The organism is Hydrogenophaga sp. RAC07, assembly GCF_001713375.1.
In the GTDB taxonomy this organism is placed as follows: domain Bacteria; phylum Pseudomonadota; class Gammaproteobacteria; order Burkholderiales; family Burkholderiaceae_C; genus Hydrogenophaga.
Genome location: NZ_CP016449.1, coordinates 3,565,865 through 3,589,035 on the forward strand (window position 1 = coordinate 3,565,865; position 23,171 = coordinate 3,589,035).

Here is a 23,171-nt window from a genome sequence, read left to right on the forward strand (position 1 = left end):
AAGTGCGGTTTCAACGCGTGTTGATGTAGGCGAGGATGTCGCCGACTGCGGCGTCGTCCTTGAGCATTCCTGAAACCAGTCCCATCTGGCCACCGTAGATGTCCTGCGGGTGCGCACCGCGCACACCGTCACGGAAGTTCTTCAGCTGCGTGGCCATGTACCAGTCGCTCATGCCCTGCAGCCGCGGCGCGTTGGTCGCGGCGATGCCCTGGCCCTCGGCGCCGTGGCAGGCGGCGCAGGTGGCCCAGCGCGCGCGCCCCTTGTCGGCGTTGCCCTTGATGGTGCCCGCCGGCCGGGTGTCGGGCAGCGAGGCGATGTAGGCCACCACGTCGGCGACGGCGCTGCCATCCGCCAGCGTGGCCGCCATGGGTGCCATCACCTTGCCGAAGGTGTCCTTCTCGTGCGTCCCCCGGGCGCCACTCTTGAACAGGTGCAGCTGCCGCTCGAGGTACCACGCGCCTTGCCCCGCGAGCTTGGGCGAGTTGAGTGCCACGTTGCCTTCGCCGTTGACGCCGTGGCAGGCCGCGCAGGCGGCATAGAGGTTCTTGCCGATGGCGGCATTGGCAGCTGGCGTGTCGCGCAACTGTGCATAGGTCGGCTGCTTCTCCAGCCAGGCAGCGTAAGCCGCAGGCTCGTCCACCACCAGGCGGCCACGCATGGCGAAGTGGCCGACGCCACACAGTTCCTCGCACAGCAGGTCGAAGGAACCCTTGCGGGTGGGCGTGAACCAGGCATAGGTGACGAGGCCGGGCACCATGTCCATCTTCACGCGCATTTCGGCAATGGCGAAGTTGTGCAGGACGTCCTTGGAGCGCAGCAGCAGCTTGAGCGGCTTGCCCAGCGGCACCCGCAGTTCCGGGGTGGTCAGCAGGATGTCGTCGCGGCCGGCGACATCGTTGGGATTCATGCCGAAGGGATTGGTGTCTGTCACGTAGCGGGCGTGGGTGGTTCCGAGCTTGTCGTCCTTGCCGGGCAGGCGATAGGACCAGTGCCATTGCTGCGCAACTGCCTCGACCACCTGCGCCTCCCGTGGCACGTTGACGACCTGCGACCACACCACCAAGCCGGGCGCGAGCATGGCGGCGACGCCGACGGCTGTGAGGACGAGCAGCCACCACTCGAGCTTCTTGTTCTCGGGCTGGTATTGGGCGTGGGACCCTGGGCGATGGCGGTAGCGGATCACCGCCCAGGCCATGAAGAGGCTGAGCGCGACAAAGACAAATCCGGTCACCCAGAAGGTGATGGTGATCGTGGTGTCGATGGCCTGCCAGTTGGAAGCGATCGGCGTGAAGTACCAAGGGCTCAGGAAGTGGAAGAGCACCGAGCCCAGCGCCAGGATGACGAGTGCGAGGGCGATCGCCATGCTAGGACTCCGTCGCAGTTCGCTTCAGCCGCCAGTAGAGGAATGCGGCCACACAGCCGAAGACGAGGTGCGCGGCCAGGGTGGCCGTGCCACGCAGACCGGCAAGCCAGGGAAAGAATGCGGTGAGCCCTTCGAAGTTGACCACGTACAACAGCAAGCCGACGCACGCGCCCGTCACCAATGCCGGCAGCAGCTCGGCGTCAAGTCGGAGCTGCGCCAGAATGACCGCTAACACCAGTCCGAAGACGATGCCCAGCACGTAGTGGGTGAGCAGCGCGATGATGACCACGCTGACGCTAAAGCGGTAATCGCCCGTTTGCAGGCTGTCGGTTGCGCCGCTGAAGATCGGCGCAATCATGTGTGAGGTCCGCCAGGGGCCGTCAGGGTTGAATATGGTCGACCAGACCAGGTCCAGGATCATCAACACGGCACCCGCGGCGAAACCGGAGACAGCTGCGGCGACCCAGTCCGTCGCACGCCAGTGCCAGCTGCGCAAACCAAGAAACGTTTCCATGGCGCCCTCCCTCGTGCGAGAGTTGTGCCCATGCTGTCCGGCCTGCGCCGGAACAACGCCGGGAAACTTTGTACACCCGTTGACCCGTCAACGCAAGCAAGTGCGCTCGAGCGCTGGCTCACGGGAAATTGTGCAATGCAGCGCAGTGAAATGGCGACTCATTGGACCTCTGCGACGCGATGCCGGGATGCAATTTCGTCTCGCTCTGCCGCCCGGCGTGTTGATGCAGTTTCCTGTCTTCTCGCAGTCAACGGTGCGCTTGGCGCCGATGGCCTGGAAAGATCAGGCGTCGGGTGCGAAAGCGTTCGATGAAGCGCACTTCATTGCGAGCGCTGAATGCACGGTTTGGCCTGAGTCACGGATGACATCTCCGGTAGGTGCCGGTGACCAGCGGCGGCACTTGGCCAAGTGAGGCTTCTCTGATCGGGAAGCCCGGTGTGCGGGATCGCTGCACATCTGACCCTTTGAGGGACGGCACCAGACTGATACCGGCAATTCACCAATGACCGCTTCTTAGCCGTGCTACGAAGCGACACCACTCTCGCCCTGAGTGTGCGGCGCTCGCCTTGGAGGTTTTAGACTCCTGCTCAGGGTGGTCCATAGCGCCACTAATCCCGGGGAGGGTGAGATGAGCCTTGATCGCATTCAGTTGCTCCGCAACGTTGGTCAGTTCGACTCGGTCAATTCAGGGGCACATCTGCCTCTGGGTCGCCTGGCTCTGGTCTATGCGGAGAACGGTCGGGGAAAGACGACGCTAGCGGCCATCCTTAGATCCGCTGCAAACGGCGATGCAGCGATCATCAACGAACGCCAGCGCTTGGGCTCGCAGCATCCACCGCACATCGTCATTGCTCATTCTGCAGGCGCCCCACTTCAGTTTCAAAACGGAGCCTGGTCCGCGCAGCGGCCTTCGATCGCTGTCTTTGATGATTTCTTCGTGTCCCAGAACGTCTGTGCGGGCGTAGAGATCGAAACGGCACACCGCCAGAATCTGCACGAACTGATCCTTGGGTCGCAGGGGGTCGCGTTGAACGTTGCTTTGCAAGCCCATGTCGCTCGAATCGAGGAGCACAACAGCGCTCTGCACAAGCTAGGAGACGCGATCCCTGCCGCAGCAAGAGGGGCGCTGAACGTCAATGCCTATTGTGCGTTGCACGCGATACCCAACGTCGACCACGCCGTGCAGGAGGCGGAGCGCCAGTTGGCGGCGGCGAGGTCGGCTGATGCCATACGTAAGGCGCCGGAGTTCGCGACAATTGCGCTGCCGACTTTCGACATTGGGGCAATCAACAAGCTATTGACTCGCACGTTGCCCGATTTGGAGGCCGCCGCCGCCGCCAGTGTTCAAGAGCACCTGTCGAAGCTCGGGCGAGATGGTGCGGCTTGGGTCGGCACGGGACTGGGATGTATTTCCGTTGTTTCTGCTGGCCAGGATCATGAGATCTGTCCGTTTTGCGCTCAGGACCTGAGCGGCTCGACCCTCATTCAGCACTATCAAGCTTACTTCAGCGCAGCATATGAAGCGCTTAAGGATGAAGTGTTGGAGACCATTCAGTCACTGACCATCTCTCACGGTGATCGCGCGGTTCTCACCTTCGAACGAGCTGTCCGAGAAGCAGAGCGCAACCGGACTTTTTGGGCCGAATTTCTCGACGTGCCGAAGATTGACCTTGACACTGAGGCGCTCACACAAGCTTGGGCCGCAGCTCGAAACGCGGTCGCTGACGTCCTGGCGACTAAACAGGCCTCGCCGCTTGATGCGATGGAACTTCCCAAAGCTGCTCTCGCAGCAATCGAAACCTATGACACCGCTAAGGCGGCGGTGACCGTCTACTCGGATGCGCTGCGGGATCGAAACATACGTGTGGCGCTCGTAAAAGCGCAAGCAGCTGCAGCCAACATTGCTGAATTAAGCGCGAAATTGAATAGGCTCAAGAGCGCTCAGGCTCGCTACTCCGCTGCCGTTGCGCCGCATTGCGACGCCTACCTCGCGGAGAAGGCACTGAAAGCCCAAACGGAAGATCTCAGAGATCGGGCACGAACGGCGCTTGACCACTACCGTCAACAAATCTTTCCGGCGTATCAGGCGTCGATCAACGGATACCTCGAACGTTTCAACGCTGGCTTCCGGCTTGAATCGGTTTCCTCCGTCAACAACCGGGGCGGCTCCTCCTGTACCTACAACGTACTTATCAACGATCAGGCCGTGCCATTGACTTCTGAGGCAGGACCCTCGTTCCGAAACACCCTTAGCGCCGGAGATCGAAATGCACTGGCCTTGGCCTTCTTCTTCGCCTCGCTCGATCAGGATGCGCAGCTTGCGCAGAAGGTCGTTGTGATTGATGACCCAATGACAAGTCTTGATGAGCATCGTTCTCTGACGACGGTGCAGGAAATGCGCCGGCTGCTCGCTCGCGTGTCTCAGGTCATCGTGCTTTCACATTCAAAGCCGTTTCTTTGTGGCCTATGGGAAGGGGCGGACGTAGCGGATCGCACGGCGATGCGCGTTTCTCGCGATGGCGTGGGGTCGACGCTGTCGGCATGGGACGTGCGACAGGACTGCATTACCGAGCACGACAAGCGTCACGAGATGGTGACACGCTACCTGCAGGTCGCCAATCCAGCGGAAGAGCGCATGGTTGCTATCGCTTTGCGCTTCATTCTGGAAGCCTTCGCCCGGGTAGCCTACCCTGCTGTATTTCAGCCCGGCGCTCTGCTGGGCCCTTTCATTGGCATTTGTGAACAGCGTGCGAACACGCAAGGGCAGATTCTCTGCCAATCTGACATTGACGAGCTGCGAGATCTGCTGGCGTACGCCAACCTCTTTCACCATGACAGCAACCCGGCATGGGCGACACAGGCGATCAATGATCAAGCGCTGATGCAGTTTGCGCGTCGTACGCTGGCCTTCGCGAGAAGGTCGTAGGGATCGACTTCAATGCGTCCGGTTTCGGGTAGTGAGATTGCCGGTACGGGAGGCAGCTTTCGCTGCAGAGTCGACCTCTGGCGACCGGACGACGGCTGCAGACTGGATACGGGCATCTGCGACCAGCGTCGGGCTTTGTATTCCAGCCTTAAGCTGACTCCTTACAAGCGAAAATGCGAAAGAGTTTCGCGTGCGGAGGACTTTCGACGGCTTATTTCCACTCGCCGAGCAGTTACGGGTTTTTTGTTTAGCTCGCTGAACGTTGTACGTATTTTTTGAAGAAGTTACGGCTTTATTCTCAAAAAATACACAGTTGAACCCGAAAAATGAGGTCTGTCGGATCGCCCAGAGGGGAGAGGGTCAAAGAACAATGCGGAAAAACCTGTCGGGCTAACCACCGAAAAGCACGCCGGAAGTTCGCTGAAGAATAGAGCTGTCGAGAAATGTAACCGCCTCTTCCTTTACGGCATATTCGTATGCTGCGCGGGGCTTGCAAGCGCTCAAAACTCGCAGTAACGTCCATCCCAAGTGGGCGGAAATCACTTCGATCCCGCCCTGTTGGTTGCTCTCCGAAGGCTGCTGCGCAGCTTGAACCGCAACGTTCTTGTGGAGAGCAGCATGGAAACAGCACGTCCGGAATCCGACATTCCCTCCAGGGCCCAAGCCCTGTTCCCCGAAGCCGAGTTCAAGCTCCGGCACCCCCTCTTCCAGGCCATGCCGTACCCGCTAGGTGCGGACCTGCGCCTGCTGGAACTGGAAAAGTTTGTCTTGAAGTCCTTGGACCCGGACACCAGCGAGACGCTGCGTCACGCATCGATCCGCTACGTGGGCCGATGGCTCCACGACAACTCTTTTGATGTGGGAAGGGAGACCCTCCTGACGGATTTTTTCCTGCTTCATGAACGCACACCCTGGTCAGTCGACAAGATGCACGCTTTCGCCACCGCCTATCTCACGGCAAACGGCATTCGCATCGAGAGACGACGCGGGACAGGATCAGAGCCGCGAGCGTTCAAGCTGGTGCAGGGTCAACGAACGCTTCCCATTGGCGAAACATTGGGTGACCCCTTCGCCTGGTGCATGAAGCGGTTCTCGGACTTCGCCGAGACGTACCCTTGGACAGAAGGAGTGACGCTGGGGACCTCGGCCTGTTTCAAGGCAGCCGATATGCTGTTCATGTACGTGCAGCATGGACTTCACCCCAACGGGGAGTGGTCTCTGATGGGCCGCAAGAGGTTCATGCAGACGGAGGGCTACACCGTCTGGACCGCACTCTCCTTGGCGCTGACCCGCACAGACCGGGCCGAGCAGTTGCCCTCTCGCCGAGAATCGCTAGAACGCGGCATGCACGATGTGGTGCTTGGTCAAATTGAAAATGCTTTCACACCTGCCCCTGCTGCACCAAAGTGCGGGGAGCTCGTGCGGGACCCGGAAGGCTCCGACCTGTGCTTCAAGCATGCAGCAGACAGCTCGGACCCCAAGGCACCAGTCTTGACCGTGGTCCGCGGTCAGGTTCCCCCTGCCGCCGATCCCGGTGACCGCCAGACGTTGGAGCGCTTCAAGCCGCTGGAGTCGCCTCTGCCGGTGGCCCTCATGCCCTCGGTCGCTCAGCTCGAGGAAAGCCGATCAAGGCTGGTGCGCGAATTCCCATGGGCAAGAATTGCCATCCACATCATCTTCAGCGAGCTCATCACGCGGAGAAGCTTTGGCTCGCTGGTGTTTCACTTGCGCCCTGTGCTCCTGCTCGGACCTCCCGGCATCGGCAAGACGCGGTTCGCCAGGCGGTTTGCCGAAGAGATGGCCCTGGGCTTTCGGGCGATCGGCCTTGCCGGCATGTCCGACGTCCGCTCACTCACCGGTACCGCGCGGGGGTGGTCCACTGGCCAACCCTCTGTCTTGCTGGAGCCGCTGCTGAACAACAAATCGGCATCGAGCTTGGTGCTGCTTGATGAGATCGAAAAGGCAGTCGACGGTGGAAGCAAGACCCCATCCGCCGCCGACTTCCTGTTGGGCTTGCTCGAGCCAGAGAACGCGCGCAGCTGGTTCGATTCGTTCCTGCAGACGGAATGCGACCTTTCGCGTCTGGTGTTCATTGCCACGGCCAACTCGCTAGCTGGTCTGTCTGCGCCGCTGCTTTCCCGGGTCACGGTGCTGGATTTCGGGCGACCGACACCTGAGGACATCCGTGGCGTCGTTCCGTTCGCGTTGCAGGACATCGCTAAGGATTGGGAGCTGCCGAAGGACGTGTTCGATGCAGTGGTTCCACCCGCGGACATCGATGTGCCCAACATGCGCGACCTCAAGGTGTGGCTGACGTGGTACCTAGCGCAGTGGGCAGAAGAGCACTTGCGCGCTGGGCGGCAACACTGATGCGATGCAGACCATGCGTTCAGACTGCCACAGGGAATCACGGTTCGCTGAGAAAAGCAGCAGGAAGAAACTCCAACGGCGCCATCGCTTTTCCGGCAGGATTCAAAACAGCTCCTGCACCGATGGCTGACATGCTGATCTTTCTAGATACCGAATTCACCGACTTCATCGACATCGACTTGATCTCGATCGGGCTGGTGAGTGAGGACGGCGGAGCAACCTTCTACGCTGAGAGAAACGACTATCGGCGAGAGGCAGCAAGTGATTTTGTTCGAGAAGCCGTGCTGCCTCATCTGGGGCAGCAGCCAGAAAACTCCTGCTCACGCGAGGAGCTGACACGCCGTCTATACGAGTGGCTACATGGGTTCCCGGGTACGGTGCAAATCGCTTGTGACTCGACACATGATCGAGACTTGCTGTGGGATGCGCTTGAAAATGGGCTCCCAACCAACCTGGATCCCAAAGTGCTCAAAATGGCCTGACAATCTGAGGAGCGCGCCTTCAGCGAGGCCGTATGCCGATATCACGGACAACCCGGTCGCCCGCGCCATCACGCACTTCACGATGCACATGCTCTTCGCGACGGATGGTTGGCAGTCAACGCATGGGGTGGGTACCCCCTAGATGGGTAGCGACCTACGATGACGATGGCTAGACTTCCCCAACCGGCCATCACCGGACATTTACGCATTTGCCTGTTCAGCCCAAGGAAACCGGAGCCTTGTTCTGCTTTGAAGGGGCAACCTTGGTCGAGCGGGCCGGTCACGTGTGAAGTGTTCGGCCCTAGTATGGTCTTGCTTGAAAGCGCCCTGCCGAATGACGCTTGCGACCGATTCCACCTACGACCCTCACCTCGAGGTGCAGTTTGTAGTTGATCCGAATGTCGTGCAATTGATGCTCGTCGAGGGGCGAGGCGCGATCAAGGACTGTATCGCGCCCGTGGTCGCACGCTCGGAAGCCGCCTTTCGTTGCTGGACGAGTTGAGCCTCGGAGATCTCATTCTGGGTGGCTCGATCATTCTCCGCGCGACGATTTGCAAAGATCTGCTTCTGCAATTCCAGCAGGCAGTTCCCGAACTCCGTCGTGCCTTGTGCGAAGCCAAAGTCCTCTTGGCAGGTTTTCTTGGACGCTTCAACGTCCAGCTTGATTTGCTGACTTTGTGCGTCTGCCAATGACTTCTGCTGTCGGGCAAGGTCTTCCGACGACGCGCACTGAAAATCGATCTCAGCCCGCGCGTACACGCCATATCCCGATGGTTCCCCCTTCACTTTGCCCACAATCGGCGGGGCATTCTTCGTCTTGCAAAACTCATCGATTTCCTTCTTGCACGAGGCGATAGCGTTGTCTGGCGAAAAATCAAAGAATCCACCCGTGGTCTGGCATTTGTAGGCCGACCCCCCTTGCGGCAGGATTCCAGCCAAGGCGTGTCCTGAGAAAAGAAGCATCCCTACGACGGCAGCAAGTTTCATGACCCCATTCTCCAAAAGTTGTTTGTGAACCGATCCAGGGCGGCTTCAAAACCGAGATAACGGAAAGTGGTTGTTTGCGATGCTCTATGTCCTGAACTTTTCGCTCCCGGGTTCTGGCCGAAGTCTATCGTCATCGCACTAAGGCCCCCTCCTGATCCGCACGGATGCCTGGACGATCTTCGTTCCCACAGGTCGTTCGCTACCTTTGCAGATGACCAATTGGAAAAGTCTAGCCATCGTCATCTCAGATCGTCACCCATCAAGGGGTTGGGCCATGGAGTGGAAGCTTGACGGGCTTCCGGTCATGTCCAAAGACTTTGAGCGGCCAGTCAGTTCGGAACAGCTTTACGACCGCTACAACCGACAGCAGGCTCTCGTCATGCAGGCTTGACGGGCAGCGATCGCTGCACTTCCTGCATTCACGAGGCCTTGCCGTACTTCCGCAGTGGGCCCTGAGCAGTCGGCCACGCCTTCGAAACCGTGGCCGCGAAGCGGACTGTCGGCCGACCAGAGCGCTCCCAGCGTCGATCACTTCGTCGGCTTGGCTTCGGATTTGACCGATCACAGTCTTGTACCGTACGCCGTCAGGTTGCTATTACTCAGAGCTCCTCTCAGCAAAACCTACTTCAGAGTGAACGGTGACGGGAAGGCGAACGGTTGATGCGCGCGTAGCAGCGTGTAGGCAATGCCAGCGATGCCGTCAAAGAGCCCTAGCGACGGAATGGTTTGGGATTTGATCTTATAGCCGCCATCTGATCGGGCTCGTTCCACCATTCGTTTCGCTAGCGACTGCGCCGCGTGGTCTTGCCCTATGTCTAAGAGCCCATTTACGGCAGAGCTCGTGCCACAACAAAGGCTATCGTTCTCAGCTAGCTGGACGCTCATCGCCAAAGACGCGGTGGTCGCCGATACAGAGCGCGAATGTGGCGTCCCAACTCTCGCCACCAAGGACCCGACTCTGCCCCAACACCAGCCGTACTGAACCCTAGATGGAGTTGACCTCACGTCAAGCCAGCCGGAATCCGAGTGAGAGAAGTACAAGTCTTCTCGTTCGAAAAGGCGGTGCGCTGCCAACCGTAGATCAACACGGCCCAGGCAATCCGCGCACGCGAGGAGCGCTTGGGCCACACCAGCCAAACCGTGAGCAGCGCCGACAGGAGTTTCGCTGTTCGAAAGCGACACAAGGCGATCTGCGCAGAGCGCAATCAGAGAAGTAGTTGTTTCCAGTTCTAGATGTCGACGCACGCGACAGAGTGCGAGCGCCATCCCAGACCATCCATCTAGGAGGCCCAAGTCGCAGAGCGAAGCCCTGTCTACGAGCTGAAGCTCGTCGCGAACCAACTGCAGCAGTTCTATCGAGAAGGCACCGTCTCCAGTAATCTCAATCAGCAGACATAGGGCGGCAATCCGGCCTCCTGCCCCCGTGGCTAGGCCAACATTCTTCTCCGCCAGAGAGAGCCCTTGTGGGCGAATTGCGCACTGTTTGGCTACGGCAAGGTATCTCTCATCCGAGTGAGCTCTATATAGGGCTCCAAATGCGACGGCGATTCCCAGTTGTCCGTTATAGAACGCCGGCGTGAGGACACCGATCACGTCATGTCCATGTTCCTCAGCAGACGTCGCACCGGTCCAAGCTATGCGATCTCCTGCCACAAACATGCGCTCTTGGAGGATCAGATCTAGCAGGTGCTTGGCCTCGGCTAATAGATCGGTCGGAGAAATGGTCTTCGCAGTGGCAGTGTCTAGGCCTCGTCTCGGGAAGCGGAGCTCAAAGCTAGCGACGAGAAATCTCGACTGTCGCGCGCCGTCAGCACTTCCAATCTGTCCAAGCCTCTCTTCGACTAGAAGTTCCTTGGCGGCGGTGTCGGTATTCGGAAACCACGGAATGTCGTGCCGCTTAAGCGCGATCCGCTCACGTACCTTGATGATGTCGTCTACGGGCACTCCAAAAGCGCCCACCGATTCCAAGTGCCGATCGAGCACTTCAAACGACGATCGCGGTGAAACCGCGTCGAAAAGAGCGCATGCATAGTACGTAGTGTGCCGAACGATCAACCGCGTCGGGAATGGAGTGAGCTGCGAAATTCGGGCACGCAAGTCTCTTTCTGGAAGAGAGAGAACGTGCGCGTAGGCTTCCTGAAAGCCTTGCAGCACATGGTTCCAGTACTGGGCTGGTGACACTCGATCGTTCCCCAACCAAGGAATGGACGCTGACTCCGGGAAGAAGTCCGCACCCCACACGCAGCGCATTTGGTCAGTGTTTGCGAACTCCCACTGAGGGGCCAGCGAGCGTCGTGGGATTTCGAATGAGCAACCAAGGGCGGAATCGTCAAAGGGGGCCATCCCTGAAGCTCCCATCCATTGCGGGAGCATCCCTATGCGAAGTACCGATCGATCCAACTCGCGTGATGCCAATCCATTCGCATCATCCAGGGTTTCTCGATACGGGTGAAAGAGCCCTTCCAAATCTACGACTACGGGGATGGCCCCGCACGCGACAATGTTTTCACAGCTGAAATCTGTTCCGTGCAGCAACCAAACCGTTGCAAGTAGCGCTCCGCAACGTCGGAAATAGGCCTCTACCTCTTGCTCGTCCCGGCAAGGACTCTGCTGCACGGACTCGACGAAGCCATGGTCTTGGCCAAGGAACGCCACAGCAGGTACGATAGGAGCGAGCGTTAGACCAGTACCTCGCAGCCAATCCGTAAATTCAGCAAAGGCGGCTTCAATGTGAATTGATCTGGGCTTATAGATCCAAGTCGCCCCTTCGGACAGGGCAAATCGAATGACCTGGCGTCCGCCGCGATGTGGGTCTGAGAGACCACGGCTGAGCGAGACAACCTTGGACTTTGAAAACTCATCGACCCGACGCACAAACTCTGCACGTCCGGAAATCCAGTTCAAAACAAGTCGTGCAACCGCACCCGCCGTAGGGCCGAAATACTCCCAAGCCTTGGTGAACTGCCGATCACAAGCGAGAGTCGCACAGAACCTGTCGAACGAAGCACTACCTGATTCCTCAATGCGTGCCGGAAACAGCAGGCGGGCGATATCACACTCTGCCAAGAAGGCAAGGAACGCCGCATACAGGTGAAGCTGAGTGGCTTCAGATAGGACTCGCAACGCATCGTCAACCAAGTCCAGTCGCGCTTGTTCGTCAAGCACATTAAATGCGCGGCCTGCTTTGGTTTGGACGCGCTCAACACAGAGGAGCGCAATTGGACGAAGCACCACCGAGAACGGAACGTCACGGCCGATCGCATCAGCCTCGTCATTCTCGATGGACTGTCTTACTATGCGACCGACGAGTGACTGCCAGCGCACTACCAGTCAGGTCGTCCGGGACCAGAAGCTGCAGCAGCAAATGACACTGCCCGTGCCCGCTATGTACTTTGCCGCCTGCTGATACTGTTCGGGAGTGACCTGATTGTTCTTGACCTTATCAAATATGAACTCACGAATTGCGACATCCCAGTCGGCCTCACTGAAGGTGTGACCGTGGGCCTTTGCCAACGTTGCAATTTCACTTGCGACTCTCGAAGCATCCCCTTTGAGACCGAGGACCTGATTCACAATGCTCGTGTCCGACTCGGCACTCTTAATAAAAAGTCTGGCTGCATCAACTGACATAGGACCCTCCTTAAGAGGATTCAGGCTAATTTGCCCTAGAAGGTTCGGGCATCAGTGATTACCCTTATCGTTCGTATATGGTATGGAGTCGCACACCCGCAAAGTGGCTGACGTCCGCACGTCGAACGAACAACTGGCGTTGCCGTCTATGCCGGGACCGCTGGTCGATGCGACAGTCATCTTGCAAAGTGAGGCGTGTGCCCAAGCGTGGCATCGGGGGCCCGCAGGCCGCTCGATCGGCGAAGCGCCCAGAAGCGGATGTTTATCAACGGCAGCTTCTGGCCGAATCCTGAAGTTTAGCCGTGGCGCTGGCGACCGTGCACCCACATACGTTGGAAGAGACTTCAAGTTGGTTGACCGAAAAAACTTAGGTAGTCTGCTAGCTACTTCTAGTGATCTTGAACATGATGGGAGCACCCGATAGCACCTAACTCAGATCACAGCACCAGAGCTCCATTCACGCAGGGAATCCAGAGTCGCATCGTCCAACACCATCTGCTCGCCCGCACAAATCACACGCATGCTCTCGATAAAGCGGCCACTCAACGCAGAGACATGATCGTTGCCAGAAGCGAATTCGTGGCCCGCGATCAAAATACCTTTAAGGACATAGCTGACATCAGCTCGGCTGACACCTAGGCCCGCTTCCCGACAACGATCGCGTACTCGCTTGCCTGTGTCAGACAGCGCAAACGGTTGGCCATCCACCTCGGCTACCAACGCACCGAGCAGGCCTTGCATCTCCCGTGGCGAAATCAGCGGCATGCCTGTTGCCGCATGAATCTGCTGAATGATCGGGAACAGATGTGCTTGCTGGCCCCAATCTGGCGTTCGTATCACTGGTGGCGAATCAAGCAACGTCGCTCGCGCCTGTGAGTCAAAGACATGGCCGCCGCCGTTCTCCCAGCTCACTTTCAATTCGCCCAGATTTAGCTCGTCCAAAAACGCCCTGAATGAGCCCTTGCCACCCCAGTCCGCAGCGAGTTCGCCGTAGCGGTCCAAGATCAACTTCGCGAGACGGGCACATGGGACAGGACGCCCAGCCTGATCCAGCTCGTTTTGAACGAGGAGCGCCACTTTCTCGAGAACGGTGTCGAGAGCTACCTCGTCCACATGAGCTTCCGCCTTCTGGGCACTGGCGGCGTGGCGTATCGGATCCAGTACTGCGCCGGCATTCCAATCAACCATCAACTTCGGAAGCTGAATGGTCTCCACCAGTCTTTTGAAGCCGCCAAACCCCGCCCAATTGGCTGCATCTAAGCCTTCCACCTCCTTGAGTGCCTTGCTGGCAAGCGAGGACAGCGCAACCGGCTTGGGCGACTCCGCGACACACTTTGTGATTAGCACCTTGACGTCTTTGATGACATCGGCCGAAGGACGAGCTGTTGGGGTGGGGACTGATGCAACAGGGAGCTCGGGTTCCGCAAACCCAAGTCCGAACCGGACGAAGTTGTCCTGGTCGATGAGCAAGTCGGCTGAAGCTTGGTACGCCGCCGACGGAAAGCCGACCGCCAGGACCGTCGTGCGCCTGTCCGAGCGCCGCAGTTTTCGCAGGAGCGGCGTGAAGTCAGCGTCTGCTGAGAACACGATGAACTCGTCGTAGTGCACCTCGTGCTGCAGCAGGTCCACGACGTCCAGCACCATGTGGATGTCGGTACTGGTTTTGCCTTCGCTGGTCATGGGCGGGCAATCGATGATCTCAAAACCAGCCCGGTTGAACGCTGGCCGAAAACGCTGATAGGCCTGGGGGTTCAAGTAACACCGCCGCACGAGGAGCCGCCGCTTGGCTCCCTCTGGCGCATGCGGTGGAGCCACCAGTGAGTCGGTCAACCAGCGAATCCAGTTGATGGGCTGGAAGGCAAAGCGCTCAGCCACTGCGGGGTCGAGTCTGCGAAGCCCGGAGTAGACGTTGTCGAAATCCACAAACAGCGCACTTCTCATTTCTGAAGCCCTGGAAAATCCGCGTAAAGCGAAGCTTGCGCAGCGATAGGTGGATCACCCTTGAGCAGAAGTCCCTTGGGCTCGATGTAGCTGTAGATGGAGCGCGCGGGCTGCTCATGCCAGCCGATGTTGAAGGCGCACAGCTTGGGGAAGAACTGGAGCTTGCTGTATGGCAGATGGTTGTGGATCCAGTACGCCATGCTCCGCCAGTCTGCACCCTTCTCGTAGCGATCAACGAACCACGGCAACACCACACAAGCCATGGCTCCACTGTGCCCGTTCTCGTCGCGGTGGTCCCAGATGTGGCCTGCATAGTTGCTCTGGTTCGAGCCGCAGTTGTCGCCCTTTTCATTGCCCAGCGCGTTGATGGTCGGCGACCGATACGCCGACCGAATGGCCACGCGCCCAAACGTCTGTTGCAGAGGCTCCAGCAGGTCTTCGCACAGGCGTGCCCCCGTCTCGATGGCGAGGTCAGGATTCTCAGGAATGTTGGGTACGCCGTAGTGGTTGGCGATCTCGCTGTAGAGGAAATCTCTCATGAAGTAGGACTTCGAGAGCCGCACACGACCCAGCTCCTCGAGTGCCTTGACCGATTTCGGGGATCTCAATTCCTTCTCCCTGGATGTGACAACTCGCTTATGCAGACGGCGTCGAGAACACCTGCTTGAGCCTCTCCACCGTGTGCCGCCACTTCGGCGTTGTCGGCTGGCATACCGTGTTCTGGTTCCCAAAAAGACCGACCTCGTTGAAGGCCTTGTTGGCCTCCAGCGTGTCGATCCACTTCACCTTGACGAACTGCTCGCTCAATTCCGGCGTATCCGCCAACGCCTTGTACTTGGCGCCGTGAAGTACCACCTCCATCACCGACTGTTCGCCATGATCGGTCATCACGGTGAATTCGCTGGCTGGTTGCACGGCTTGTTCAACAATGCCCACGCCAACGTACCCCTTCTTGGGGATGTTGACCCAGACCCTGTCGCCGGGCGACAACATCTTGAGCGTCTGGGTGTACCAGGTGCCCCCGCCTGCGCTGATGTATCCGAACTTGCGTGCGTCGTCCCAACTGCGGCTGGTGGCGTCACCGAAAGACACGTAGTACTCGCCGTTCCATGGCTCCTTCTCGCCAACGTTGCTCTTGCCAACAGCCGCGTTGGCCTGCGTTTCGCCCGGGTCGATGAGCCAGGTGCGGCTCAGCAGTTGGTGTTCGCCGTGTTGGAACACCTGAAAGAAAATCACGTTGATCGGGATGTCGCGTTCGTTGAGGTAGCCGACGATCCGCTCGGTGGATGGATCAATCTCCGCCGCCGCGATGATGATCTGGTGCGTGTGGTTAAGGGAGTCTTCGTCCAGCGGAGCGCCGAAGCGGTTCTGAAATGCCGTTTCCAGACTCCCGCCGTTCGAGAAGCGGCTGTAGATCTGAACCAAGCGATCGGCCGTAAGCCCTTGCAGCCAGGACGCATAGTCCAAAGCCTGGGCGACGATTTCGCGCGGTGTTCGATCACGCTTCAACTCAATCAACACCAGTGAGCCGTCGGGTGCGATGGCCAACAGGTCGATGCGGCCACCGAACGAGGTGATCTCCTGTCGCCCGATCAGCATCCACTCACTGGACAGGATTCGCGGGTCGCTGACGATCATCTCCTCCAGCAGTTGCTCGCTGGGCAACTTGCAGTTCTTGAGCGGCAACGGTTGTTGTCCGACTTGCCAGATGGCGTGCTGGATGGGCATGGTGGGCTTCTCCGGTGTTCTACTGTTGCTGGGCTAGACGGGACTTAAGCGCGCGGCGCCGGCGGCATGGCTGCAGGCCGATCAACGTCGAGATCGTGGGCAACCATTCCAGCCTTCGCAAGGTAACCCTGAGCGCCCGTCCAAAGCGCCTGCCGCCATTCCGAGTCTTTACCCGGCAAGGGATCAACGAGGTCTTCTGGGTGCCACTGGCCACGACGACTTTTCATGACCTCGGGGATCAGTTTCTTGCCCGCTTCCAGTTGTTGGAGATCGCGCAGAGGGATGTCGCTTCCCAGTACCCTGACACCCAAAGAACGTGCGACTGCGATCACAGCAAGGAGGTTTTCGAGGCATGGCGCGTGGTGAAGACTCCATTGATCCGACAAAAGCCAGTAACGGGTGAACTCACTGCCGTCGAGGCCGTCGGTGGTTTCCTCGTATGTCAGACAGAGCGGTCCGTGACCGCTCGGAATTTCCTGGCCAAGCGGCTTCAAGACGGCGAGGAAACGGGACACGGTGGGAGCGACTTCAAGGCGGTTGGCAAGCCACTCGCGATAGCCTTCCGGCGACTTGTAGTGGTCTTCCACCAAGTGAGACATCTCCTCGATGCCATCGAGCCATGAACGGCTGATAGCCAGATAGCCGGCGGCCCAGTCCAGCAGCTCGGGCGTGACTTTGTCTTTCAGCTTGTCGGGTGTCGAAAAAGCGGCGTTGGGCAGCTTCAGTTCGTGAGGCAGCAGGCGGGGGATTTGCTGGCGGGCGACGCCGTATGTCTCGAGGGTTTCGATGAGGCGCTTAGCTTGTGCGCGGGCTGGGTCCAGGCGGTCACGCAGCAGGCTCCATGTTTTGCCCAGCAGACCAAACACCCCCGTGGCTTCGCCGACGAACGACATGCTCAGGCCACCTCGCCGATCAGGGCATCGGCAAGAAGGACTTGGGTGGTCTGGCGAGCAACGAGGCGCTCGCGCAGGCAATTGCACACTCGGCGCAGGGACTCGACACGGGCGACGATACGAACCTGTTCAGCAAGAGGTGGAAGAGGAACAAAAAACTCAGCCATCTTTGACGCACTCACGTTCGGAACGCCTACCGATGTCGTGCTTAGACCGAGTTGCTTCTGACCCAGTTCGCTTTGAAAGTACTTCAGGAAGAAGTTCGGATACACATGTTCGGAGAAGCGGATCCGAATCAAGTAAGCGCTCGGGACTGCATCGATCATCAGATCGAACAGCGCCATGACGCCAATACTGCCAGAGCGAGTCACAAGCAAATCACCTTTCCTGACCAGGTAGGAGTCATACTTTGCAAGCGGCACATTTACTCGAGGCGGGTTTCGCAGGACTATCTGGCCATTGGTCATGTCGGTTGTTCTGATTGTGGGGATTCCACCAGTACTCACATACTCCTCATTGCTGAACCGTGGTCCATAGAAGGAACTTTGCCAGACATCTCCAAGCCTTACCCAAGACCACCCCGTAGGCGATCCAAAAGGCAACCCGTCCAAAGGAACTGGCGCCGAAGACTTGTCCGACTTAATCTTGCCCTCTGCAACCAGACTGTACTTCTCAGCACGAATCTTCTTCACCAGCTCGCTCGCAGGCTCCTCCCTAGGGTCTTGAGGCACCAACAAGCCGCGAACAGCCAGTTGCAGGATGGTTTGCTCCAAGGCGTCGACGGCTTCGGGACGGTCGAGTAGGAGGTCGAAGTGGGTGGCGACGCGTTGCCAGTTGTCGGCGAGTTCGTCTGGGGTGGTGCTGGCGGTCAGCGCGGCCAGAAGGGTTTGCACGAGCTGCGCGTGTTGCGCATCTTCGAGCCTGCCATTGGCTTCGAGGGCGTCGCACAGGCGCATGAGTTCTTCGACGCGGGTGACGATGCGGGATTGTTCGGCGAGGGGAGGCAATGGGATCAGGAATTGCCCCAGCTTGGCGATGCTCAGTCCCTCGCGAGATACACCAACTTGGACGTCCATGACAGTTTGTTGAACGTGCCGAGAGATCAGCACCTTGTGCAAAAACTCGTTCAGTTCTGGCATCACCGTACGAACGATGGTCACGTGCTGGCTGACGTTGGCTTCATCAAAGTTGCTGGGAACTACTGCACATCGGCCAATTGATGCGCCAGTAATATTGAACAAAAGGTCGTTTGCAAAAACGACCGTTCCATTCATCTTTGCATGTGTCCCAGGCTTGATGAAGGCAACGCTGTCGAGGCGAAGTCCGTCGTTCCAGACGTTTTGCGAGCGTAGGAACTTCACCCCATTGGGAACGTAAACCTCCCTTCCTCCGAGAGGCGTGCTACCTGCACCGATCTTTTGAAGCAACGAGTTCAATCTAACCCATACCCAGCCGTGAGGTAATGAGAACGGCTCGTCCTGCTTAGGAATCTCAGCCAGCGGTTTTCCTCGCTTGATCTTCCCTTCCTCGATCAGTCGATCCTTCTCCGATTGAATCTTCTCCAGTAGCTCACTCGCCGGTTCATCACTCGGGTCTTGCGGTAGCAATTTGCCTCGTACCCCCTGCGTCAAGATCAATTCGCGTAGTTTTGCCACACCACTCGGCGCAGTGGCCATCAGCTCAAAGTGCTGCACCAGCGGTGGCTGCAGGGCACTCAAGTGCTCGGCGCTGTGTTCTCGGACTTTCATCACCGCACTCATTCGCGGGCTCCGCTCAGCGATTCTGCCAGGATGGCCTTAAGCTGGTCCCGCAGGGCCTGCGCTTCGGCCTGCAGCCTGGCGTAGTCGGCCAGCAGCACCTCGGGGTCGTGGCTCACCGCGTCCAACGCGTGCGGGTTCTTCTGGTCCAGGTTGTAGTTGGCGTCCTTGATCTGGTCGATGCTCACCTTCCAGGCACGTTCGTTTTCCACTCGGGCGGCAAAGCCATCGACCGCGCTGCCCCACCAGGATTTTTCGGCGTCGAACTCTTCTATACGGATGGGCTTGGTCTTGTTGTAGCTCTTTACGCCCTCGGGGTAGGGGTGCTCGTAGTACCAGATGTGCTGTGTCGGCTGGCCCTTGGTGAAGAACAGCAGGTTGGTCTTGATGCCGGTGTACGGGGCGAACACGCCGTTGGGCAGGCGCACGATGGTGTGCAGGTTGCACTCCGTCAGCAGCTGTTCCTTGATGCGGGTTTTGACGCCTTCGCCAAACAGGGTGCCGTCGGGCAACACCAGGGAGGCCCGGCCGTTCACTTTCAGGATGTGCTTGATGAGCACCAGGAACAGGTCGGCTGTTTCCTTGGTGCGCACATCGGCCGGGAAGCCTTGCTCGATGCCGGGCTCTTCAATGCCGCCGAAGGGCGGATTGGTGAGCACCACGTCCACACGGTCGGCCTGGGTGACTTCGCGCAACGGGCGGGCGAGCGTGTTGTCGTGCCGGATGTTGCTCGGGACTTCGACGCCGTGGAGCAAAAGGTTTGTCACGCACAGCATGTGGGGCAGCTGTTTCTTCTCAACTCCGCGAATGCTTTGCTGCAGCACTGTGTCGTCTTCGGTGGACTGGACCTGTTTGCGCAGGTGTTCGATGGCGCAAACGAGGAAGCCGCCGGTGCCGGTGGCGGGGTCGAACACAGTTTCGCCCAGCTGGGGATTGACCATGTCCACCATGAACTGTGTGACGGCGCGGGGTGTGTAGAACTCGCCCGCGTTGCCGGCGCTCTGCAGGTCCTTGAGGATCTTTTCGTAGAGGTCGTTGAACTGGTGGCGCTCACTCTGGCGATTGAAGTCGATGGTGTTGAGCTTATTGATCACCTGGCGAAGCAACTGGCCGCTCTTCATGTAGTTGTAGGCGTCTTCAAAGACGCCACGCACCACATAGCCGCGCGGGTTGCGCACCGGGTCGGCCGGCAGGTTCTTCAGAGTGACGAACAGCTCGGTGTTGACGAAGTCTTGCAGCACATCGCCAGTCATGCCTTCTGGGTCAGCGGCCCAATTGCGCCAGCGCATGCTCTCCGGAATCGGGCTTTTGTAGGCGTCGCGGGTGAGTTCCAGCTCTTCCTCAAGCGAGTCAAAGACCTTGAGAAACAGCAGCCACGTGAGTTGCGAAATACGCTGGGCGTCTCCATCAACGCCGGAGTCCTGGCGCATGATGTCCTGAATGGATTTGATGACGGGGGAGAGGTTGGACATGCGTTCGGGAGATTCGGAAAAGAGAGGAAGGAAGGGGTCAAGGTGACGCAGGCGCGTAAAGCTCGCGCTCCAGGGTGTTCAGTGCAGCCAAGTATTGTGGGCGCCCACCGAAACTTCGGATCAACTCCACGGGCAGACCCAGCTGGTTGACCGGTGGCAGGCTGAGCACGTTGTTGGCTTCGAGTGTGGCGATGCCTTCGTCAGCGTATTTATCGAGCAAGGCTTCGATCACTTGGCGGGCCATGGGGCCGTACTGTGTGAACACATTGCGCTTCTTGACGCGGTTGGCCCGCTCGCGCCGGGTGAGTGGCGGTTTGTTGTAGGCCACGTGCAGCAGCAGGTCGAATGGATCTAGGTCTTTCAGGCCGGTGTGAGCGACTTCATCTGCTAGAGCTTCGATGAGCACGCCTTGGCGCTCCAGCTCTTCGATGAGAGCGGCTTTTCGGTCGGCATCGTTCCAGGCTTGCAGAAACTTGTCGAGCGAGTCGTATTTGCGGGCTAGGTTGATGCGGGTGTAGTCGCGCAGGCTTTCAGTGATCAGCTTGCCGTCGGCGTTGAGGTACTGCACACGCTCGCGTGCGACGGCGACAGTGACCATGCCTCCTACGATGTACCTCTTGGGCTCAATGATTCCCCCCTCGCCGGGACCGACGGTGGTTGGACCAAGGGACGGCTGATCCTCGCCGGGCTGCTGCGGTCTGGTCGGATCATCGACGACAGGCGGCTCGATAGGATCGCCTTCGTCGGGCTCGTAAATCTGGACCGGATTGCCATCGAACGCTGGGTCTGCAAAAAGCTCAGTGGCACGCTTGAAGTCCATGATGGTGAACCAGCTCTTGCCCAGGTCTTCGCGCAGTCGGGTGCCGCGGCCGATGATCTGTTTGAACAATGTCATCGAGCGGATGTTCTGATCCAACACGATGAGCTTGCAGGTCTGCGCGTCGACCCCTGTACTCATTAGCTTGGACGTGGTGGCAATGACCGGGTAGGTCTTCTCGGGGTCGATGAAGTTGTCGAGCTCGCGCTTGCCTTCTTGGTTGTCACCGGTGATCTGCACCACGTACTTAGGTTGGGTGGCGCAGATGTCGGCATTGGCGTTGGCCAGCGCCTGGCGCATGCGGGCGGCGTGGTCGATGTCTTCGCAGAACACGATGGTCTTGGCATTGCGGTCGGTGGCCTTGAGGTACTCGGTGATCTTGGCGGCCACGGCTTCATCGCGCTTTTCCAGCACGAGCTTTCGGTTCATGTCGGCGCCGGTGTAGACGCGGTCTTCGATCAGGTTGCCGGCCTTATCGGTCATGCCCTCGGTGGGACGCCATCCGAATGTGTCGCGGTCCAAGTCGATGCGAATGACTTTGTACGGCGCGAGGTAGCCGTCTTCAATGCCCTGCTTGAGGCTGTAGGTGTAGACCGGTTCCCCAAAGTAGTGGATGTTGGAAGCCGCGTCTGTTTCCTTGGGCGTGGCGGTAAGGCCGATCTGGGTGGCATTTTCGAAGTAATTGAGGATGTCGCGCCAGGCCGAGTCTTCGGCCGCACTGCCACGGTGGCACTCGTCGATCACTATGAGGTCGAAGAAGTCGGGCGAAAACTGCTTGTAGATGTTGCTTTCTTCTTCTGTGCCGGTGACCGCTTGGTAAAGAGACAGGTAGATCTCGTAGCTCTTATCGACCTGCTTGGTGGTCTTGTTGACCGCCAGGGCCACATCGTCGATGGTGACGCTACCCTGCGCATCCACCCGCTCCACACCCTTGGCGTTCGGAGAGAGCTTGGCCATGGCACCCTTGAAGGGGCGGAAATCATTGACCATGGTCTGGTCGATCAGGATGTTGCGATCGGCAAGGAACAGAATGCGCTTCTTGGCGCCGCTCTTCCAGAGTCGCCAGATGATCTGGAAGGCGGTATAGGTCTTGCCGGTGCCGGTCGCCATGACCAAGAGCACCCGGTTTTGACCGCCAGCAATGGCCTCGACCGTGCGGTTGATGGCATTGAGCTGGTAGTAGCGCGGGGTCTTGCTGGGGGAGTAGTCAAACCCGGCGACGCGCGCCACCTCAGGCGTCCAGCCCTTCCAATCGCAATAGCGCTTCCAGAGCTCGGCCGGGCTAGGGAACTCTTCTAGGGAAATCGTCTGTTCCAACACACCAGTGGTCATGGTGGCGTCGCGGAACACAAAACCATCTCCGTTGGAGGAGAAGCTGAAGGGCACGTCCAGCAGCTGGGCGTAGTTGATGGCCTGGGCCATGCCCGCACCCATGGCCATGGTGTTGTCTTTGGCCTCGACCACGGCCAATGGAATGTTGAGCTTGTAGAAAAGCGCGTAATCGGCGCGGAGTACCGTAGTCTTGTCGCGATACGACTTCTGGCCACGAACGACCACGCGTCCGGCGCGCAGGGGGAACTCGCGATAGATTTGATCCATGCCATTCCACCCGGCGGCTTCCATGGCCGGGCGGATGAACTTGTCGCAGATGTCGCTTTCTGAGAGATTCTTCTTGTCCATCGGGCTCCCTGGGCTCGAGTCGAAATTGACTGCTTCCGAGCAGCTGTTCAGTAGAAACAACCCACCATCGTCATATAGCGTTGAAGCTCAAGAGCTTCACAGGCACCCTCCGCTCGAATCAGTCGGCGTTGATGCGGGCGTTCGCCTCACGCTTGCCGATCTTTCGAACTGCGAAGATCTTCTCCAGCTGTGCAGCCCTGGGCGTTACCTGCCCGCTTTCCCACTTGTAAATCGAAAGAGAAGAGACGCCCAAGAGCTCGGCCATTTGGGCCTGGGTAAATCCCAGATGCTTGCGAAGCTCCAGCAACTCCGCCGCACCAAACACAACTTTGCGCCCGGGCTTCCCACGAGTGACCGCCGGCGCCTCACGGGGAGCCGCAGGGAGGTTTGGGGCTGCACGACTCAGCACCTTCACCTGCGACTCCAGCCCTTTGATCTTTCGCTTTAGCTCAGCAATGTCTGAGCGAAAGCTCGCGGAAGACTTGCGCAGGCTCAGGAGCTCGTCTCGGAGCTCCTTCCTGGCAACGCGAGCGATTTCTTTCTTCAGGGATTCGGCAAATGTAGTCATTTCAGTATTGTGTCCGTCGCGGGGCGGGCCTGCAGGAGGACGC

The 23,171-nt window shown here is 58.8% G+C and carries 16 protein-coding genes; 3 read left to right on the top strand and 13 right to left on the bottom strand.

Annotation, left to right across the window (positions count from 1 at the left end):
• Positions 1-10 precede the first annotated feature (10 nt).
• Positions 11-1,363 carry a c-type cytochrome gene (locus tag BSY239_RS16740; protein WP_069047791.1) on the bottom strand — a complete coding sequence of 451 codons (1,353 nt, stop codon included), beginning with the start codon at positions 1,361-1,363 and terminating at the stop codon, positions 11-13.
• A gap of 1 nt (position 1,364) precedes the next feature.
• A complete protein-coding gene (locus BSY239_RS16745) occupies positions 1,365-1,877 on the bottom strand; it encodes a hypothetical protein (protein WP_069047792.1) in 513 nt (170 codons plus the stop codon).
• Positions 1,878-2,505: 628 nt separating this feature from the next.
• On the opposite strand from BSY239_RS16745, the gene BSY239_RS16755 reads away from it, so the two are divergent.
• The 3 genes from BSY239_RS16755 (at position 2,506) to BSY239_RS16765 (ending at position 7,655) form a co-directional block, all read left to right on the top strand.
• Complete coding sequence (locus tag BSY239_RS16755) at positions 2,506-4,803, top strand: AAA family ATPase (protein WP_069047794.1); 2,298 nt, start codon at positions 2,506-2,508, stop codon at positions 4,801-4,803.
• A 618-nt stretch (positions 4,804-5,421) separates the two neighbouring features.
• Positions 5,422-7,173 carry an AAA family ATPase gene (locus BSY239_RS16760; protein ID WP_156775516.1) on the top strand — a complete coding sequence of 584 codons (1,752 nt, stop codon included), beginning with the start codon at positions 5,422-5,424 and terminating at the stop codon, positions 7,171-7,173.
• 122 nt (positions 7,174-7,295) lie between these two features.
• Positions 7,296-7,655 carry a 3'-5' exoribonuclease gene (locus tag BSY239_RS16765; RefSeq protein ID WP_236944089.1) on the top strand — a complete coding sequence of 120 codons (360 nt, stop codon included), beginning with the start codon at positions 7,296-7,298 and terminating at the stop codon, positions 7,653-7,655.
• A gap of 366 nt (positions 7,656-8,021) precedes the next feature.
• Here the strand turns inward: BSY239_RS16765 and BSY239_RS16770 are convergent, their stop codons facing one another.
• The 11 genes from BSY239_RS16770 to BSY239_RS16820 all read right to left on the bottom strand — a co-directional run bounded on the left by BSY239_RS16770 (position 8,022) and on the right by BSY239_RS16820 (position 23,128).
• On the bottom strand, positions 8,022-8,642 hold the full coding sequence (locus tag BSY239_RS16770; RefSeq protein ID WP_156775517.1) for a hypothetical protein: 621 nt from the start codon (positions 8,640-8,642) through the stop codon (positions 8,022-8,024).
• Positions 8,643-9,263: 621 nt separating this feature from the next.
• Positions 9,264-11,966, bottom strand: a complete 2,703-nt coding sequence (gene lanM / locus BSY239_RS22190; RefSeq protein WP_172823120.1) for a type 2 lanthipeptide synthetase LanM — start codon at positions 11,964-11,966, stop codon at positions 9,264-9,266.
• 6 nt (positions 11,967-11,972) lie between these two features.
• Positions 11,973-12,272: a Nif11-like leader peptide family natural product precursor gene (locus BSY239_RS16780; RefSeq protein ID WP_069047798.1), complete on the bottom strand. Its 300-nt coding sequence runs from the start codon at positions 12,270-12,272 to the stop codon at positions 11,973-11,975.
• 432 nt (positions 12,273-12,704) lie between these two features.
• Complete coding sequence (locus tag BSY239_RS16785; protein ID WP_069047799.1) at positions 12,705-14,213, bottom strand: NYN domain-containing protein; 1,509 nt, start codon at positions 14,211-14,213, stop codon at positions 12,705-12,707.
• Complete coding sequence (locus BSY239_RS16790; protein ID WP_069047800.1) at positions 14,210-14,821, bottom strand: hypothetical protein; 612 nt, start codon at positions 14,819-14,821, stop codon at positions 14,210-14,212. The genes BSY239_RS16785 and BSY239_RS16790 overlap by 4 nt, the downstream gene beginning before the upstream one ends.
• Positions 14,822-14,849: 28 nt before the next feature.
• Positions 14,850-15,941, bottom strand: coding sequence for an endonuclease NucS domain-containing protein (locus BSY239_RS16795; protein ID WP_069047801.1), 1,092 nt, complete (start codon positions 15,939-15,941; stop codon positions 14,850-14,852).
• 44 nt (positions 15,942-15,985) lie between these two features.
• Complete coding sequence (locus tag BSY239_RS16800) at positions 15,986-16,834, bottom strand: hypothetical protein (RefSeq protein ID WP_069047802.1); 849 nt, start codon at positions 16,832-16,834, stop codon at positions 15,986-15,988.
• Between the two features lie 2 nt (positions 16,835-16,836).
• A complete protein-coding gene (locus tag BSY239_RS16805) occupies positions 16,837-18,594 on the bottom strand; it encodes a restriction endonuclease subunit S (RefSeq protein WP_156775518.1) in 1,758 nt (585 codons plus the stop codon).
• Positions 18,591-20,063, bottom strand: a complete 1,473-nt coding sequence (locus BSY239_RS16810) for a type I restriction-modification system subunit M (protein WP_069047803.1) — start codon at positions 20,061-20,063, stop codon at positions 18,591-18,593. Before BSY239_RS16810 ends, BSY239_RS16805 begins: the two co-directional genes overlap by 4 nt.
• A 37-nt stretch (positions 20,064-20,100) precedes the next feature.
• Positions 20,101-22,560 (bottom strand): EcoAI/FtnUII family type I restriction enzme subunit R, encoded by a 2,460-nt coding sequence (hsdR, locus tag BSY239_RS16815; protein WP_069047804.1) that lies wholly within the window; start codon positions 22,558-22,560, stop codon positions 20,101-20,103.
• A 118-nt stretch (positions 22,561-22,678) separates the two neighbouring features.
• Complete coding sequence (locus tag BSY239_RS16820; protein ID WP_069047805.1) at positions 22,679-23,128, bottom strand: helix-turn-helix domain-containing protein; 450 nt, start codon at positions 23,126-23,128, stop codon at positions 22,679-22,681.
• Positions 23,129-23,171: the final 43 nt, after the last annotated feature.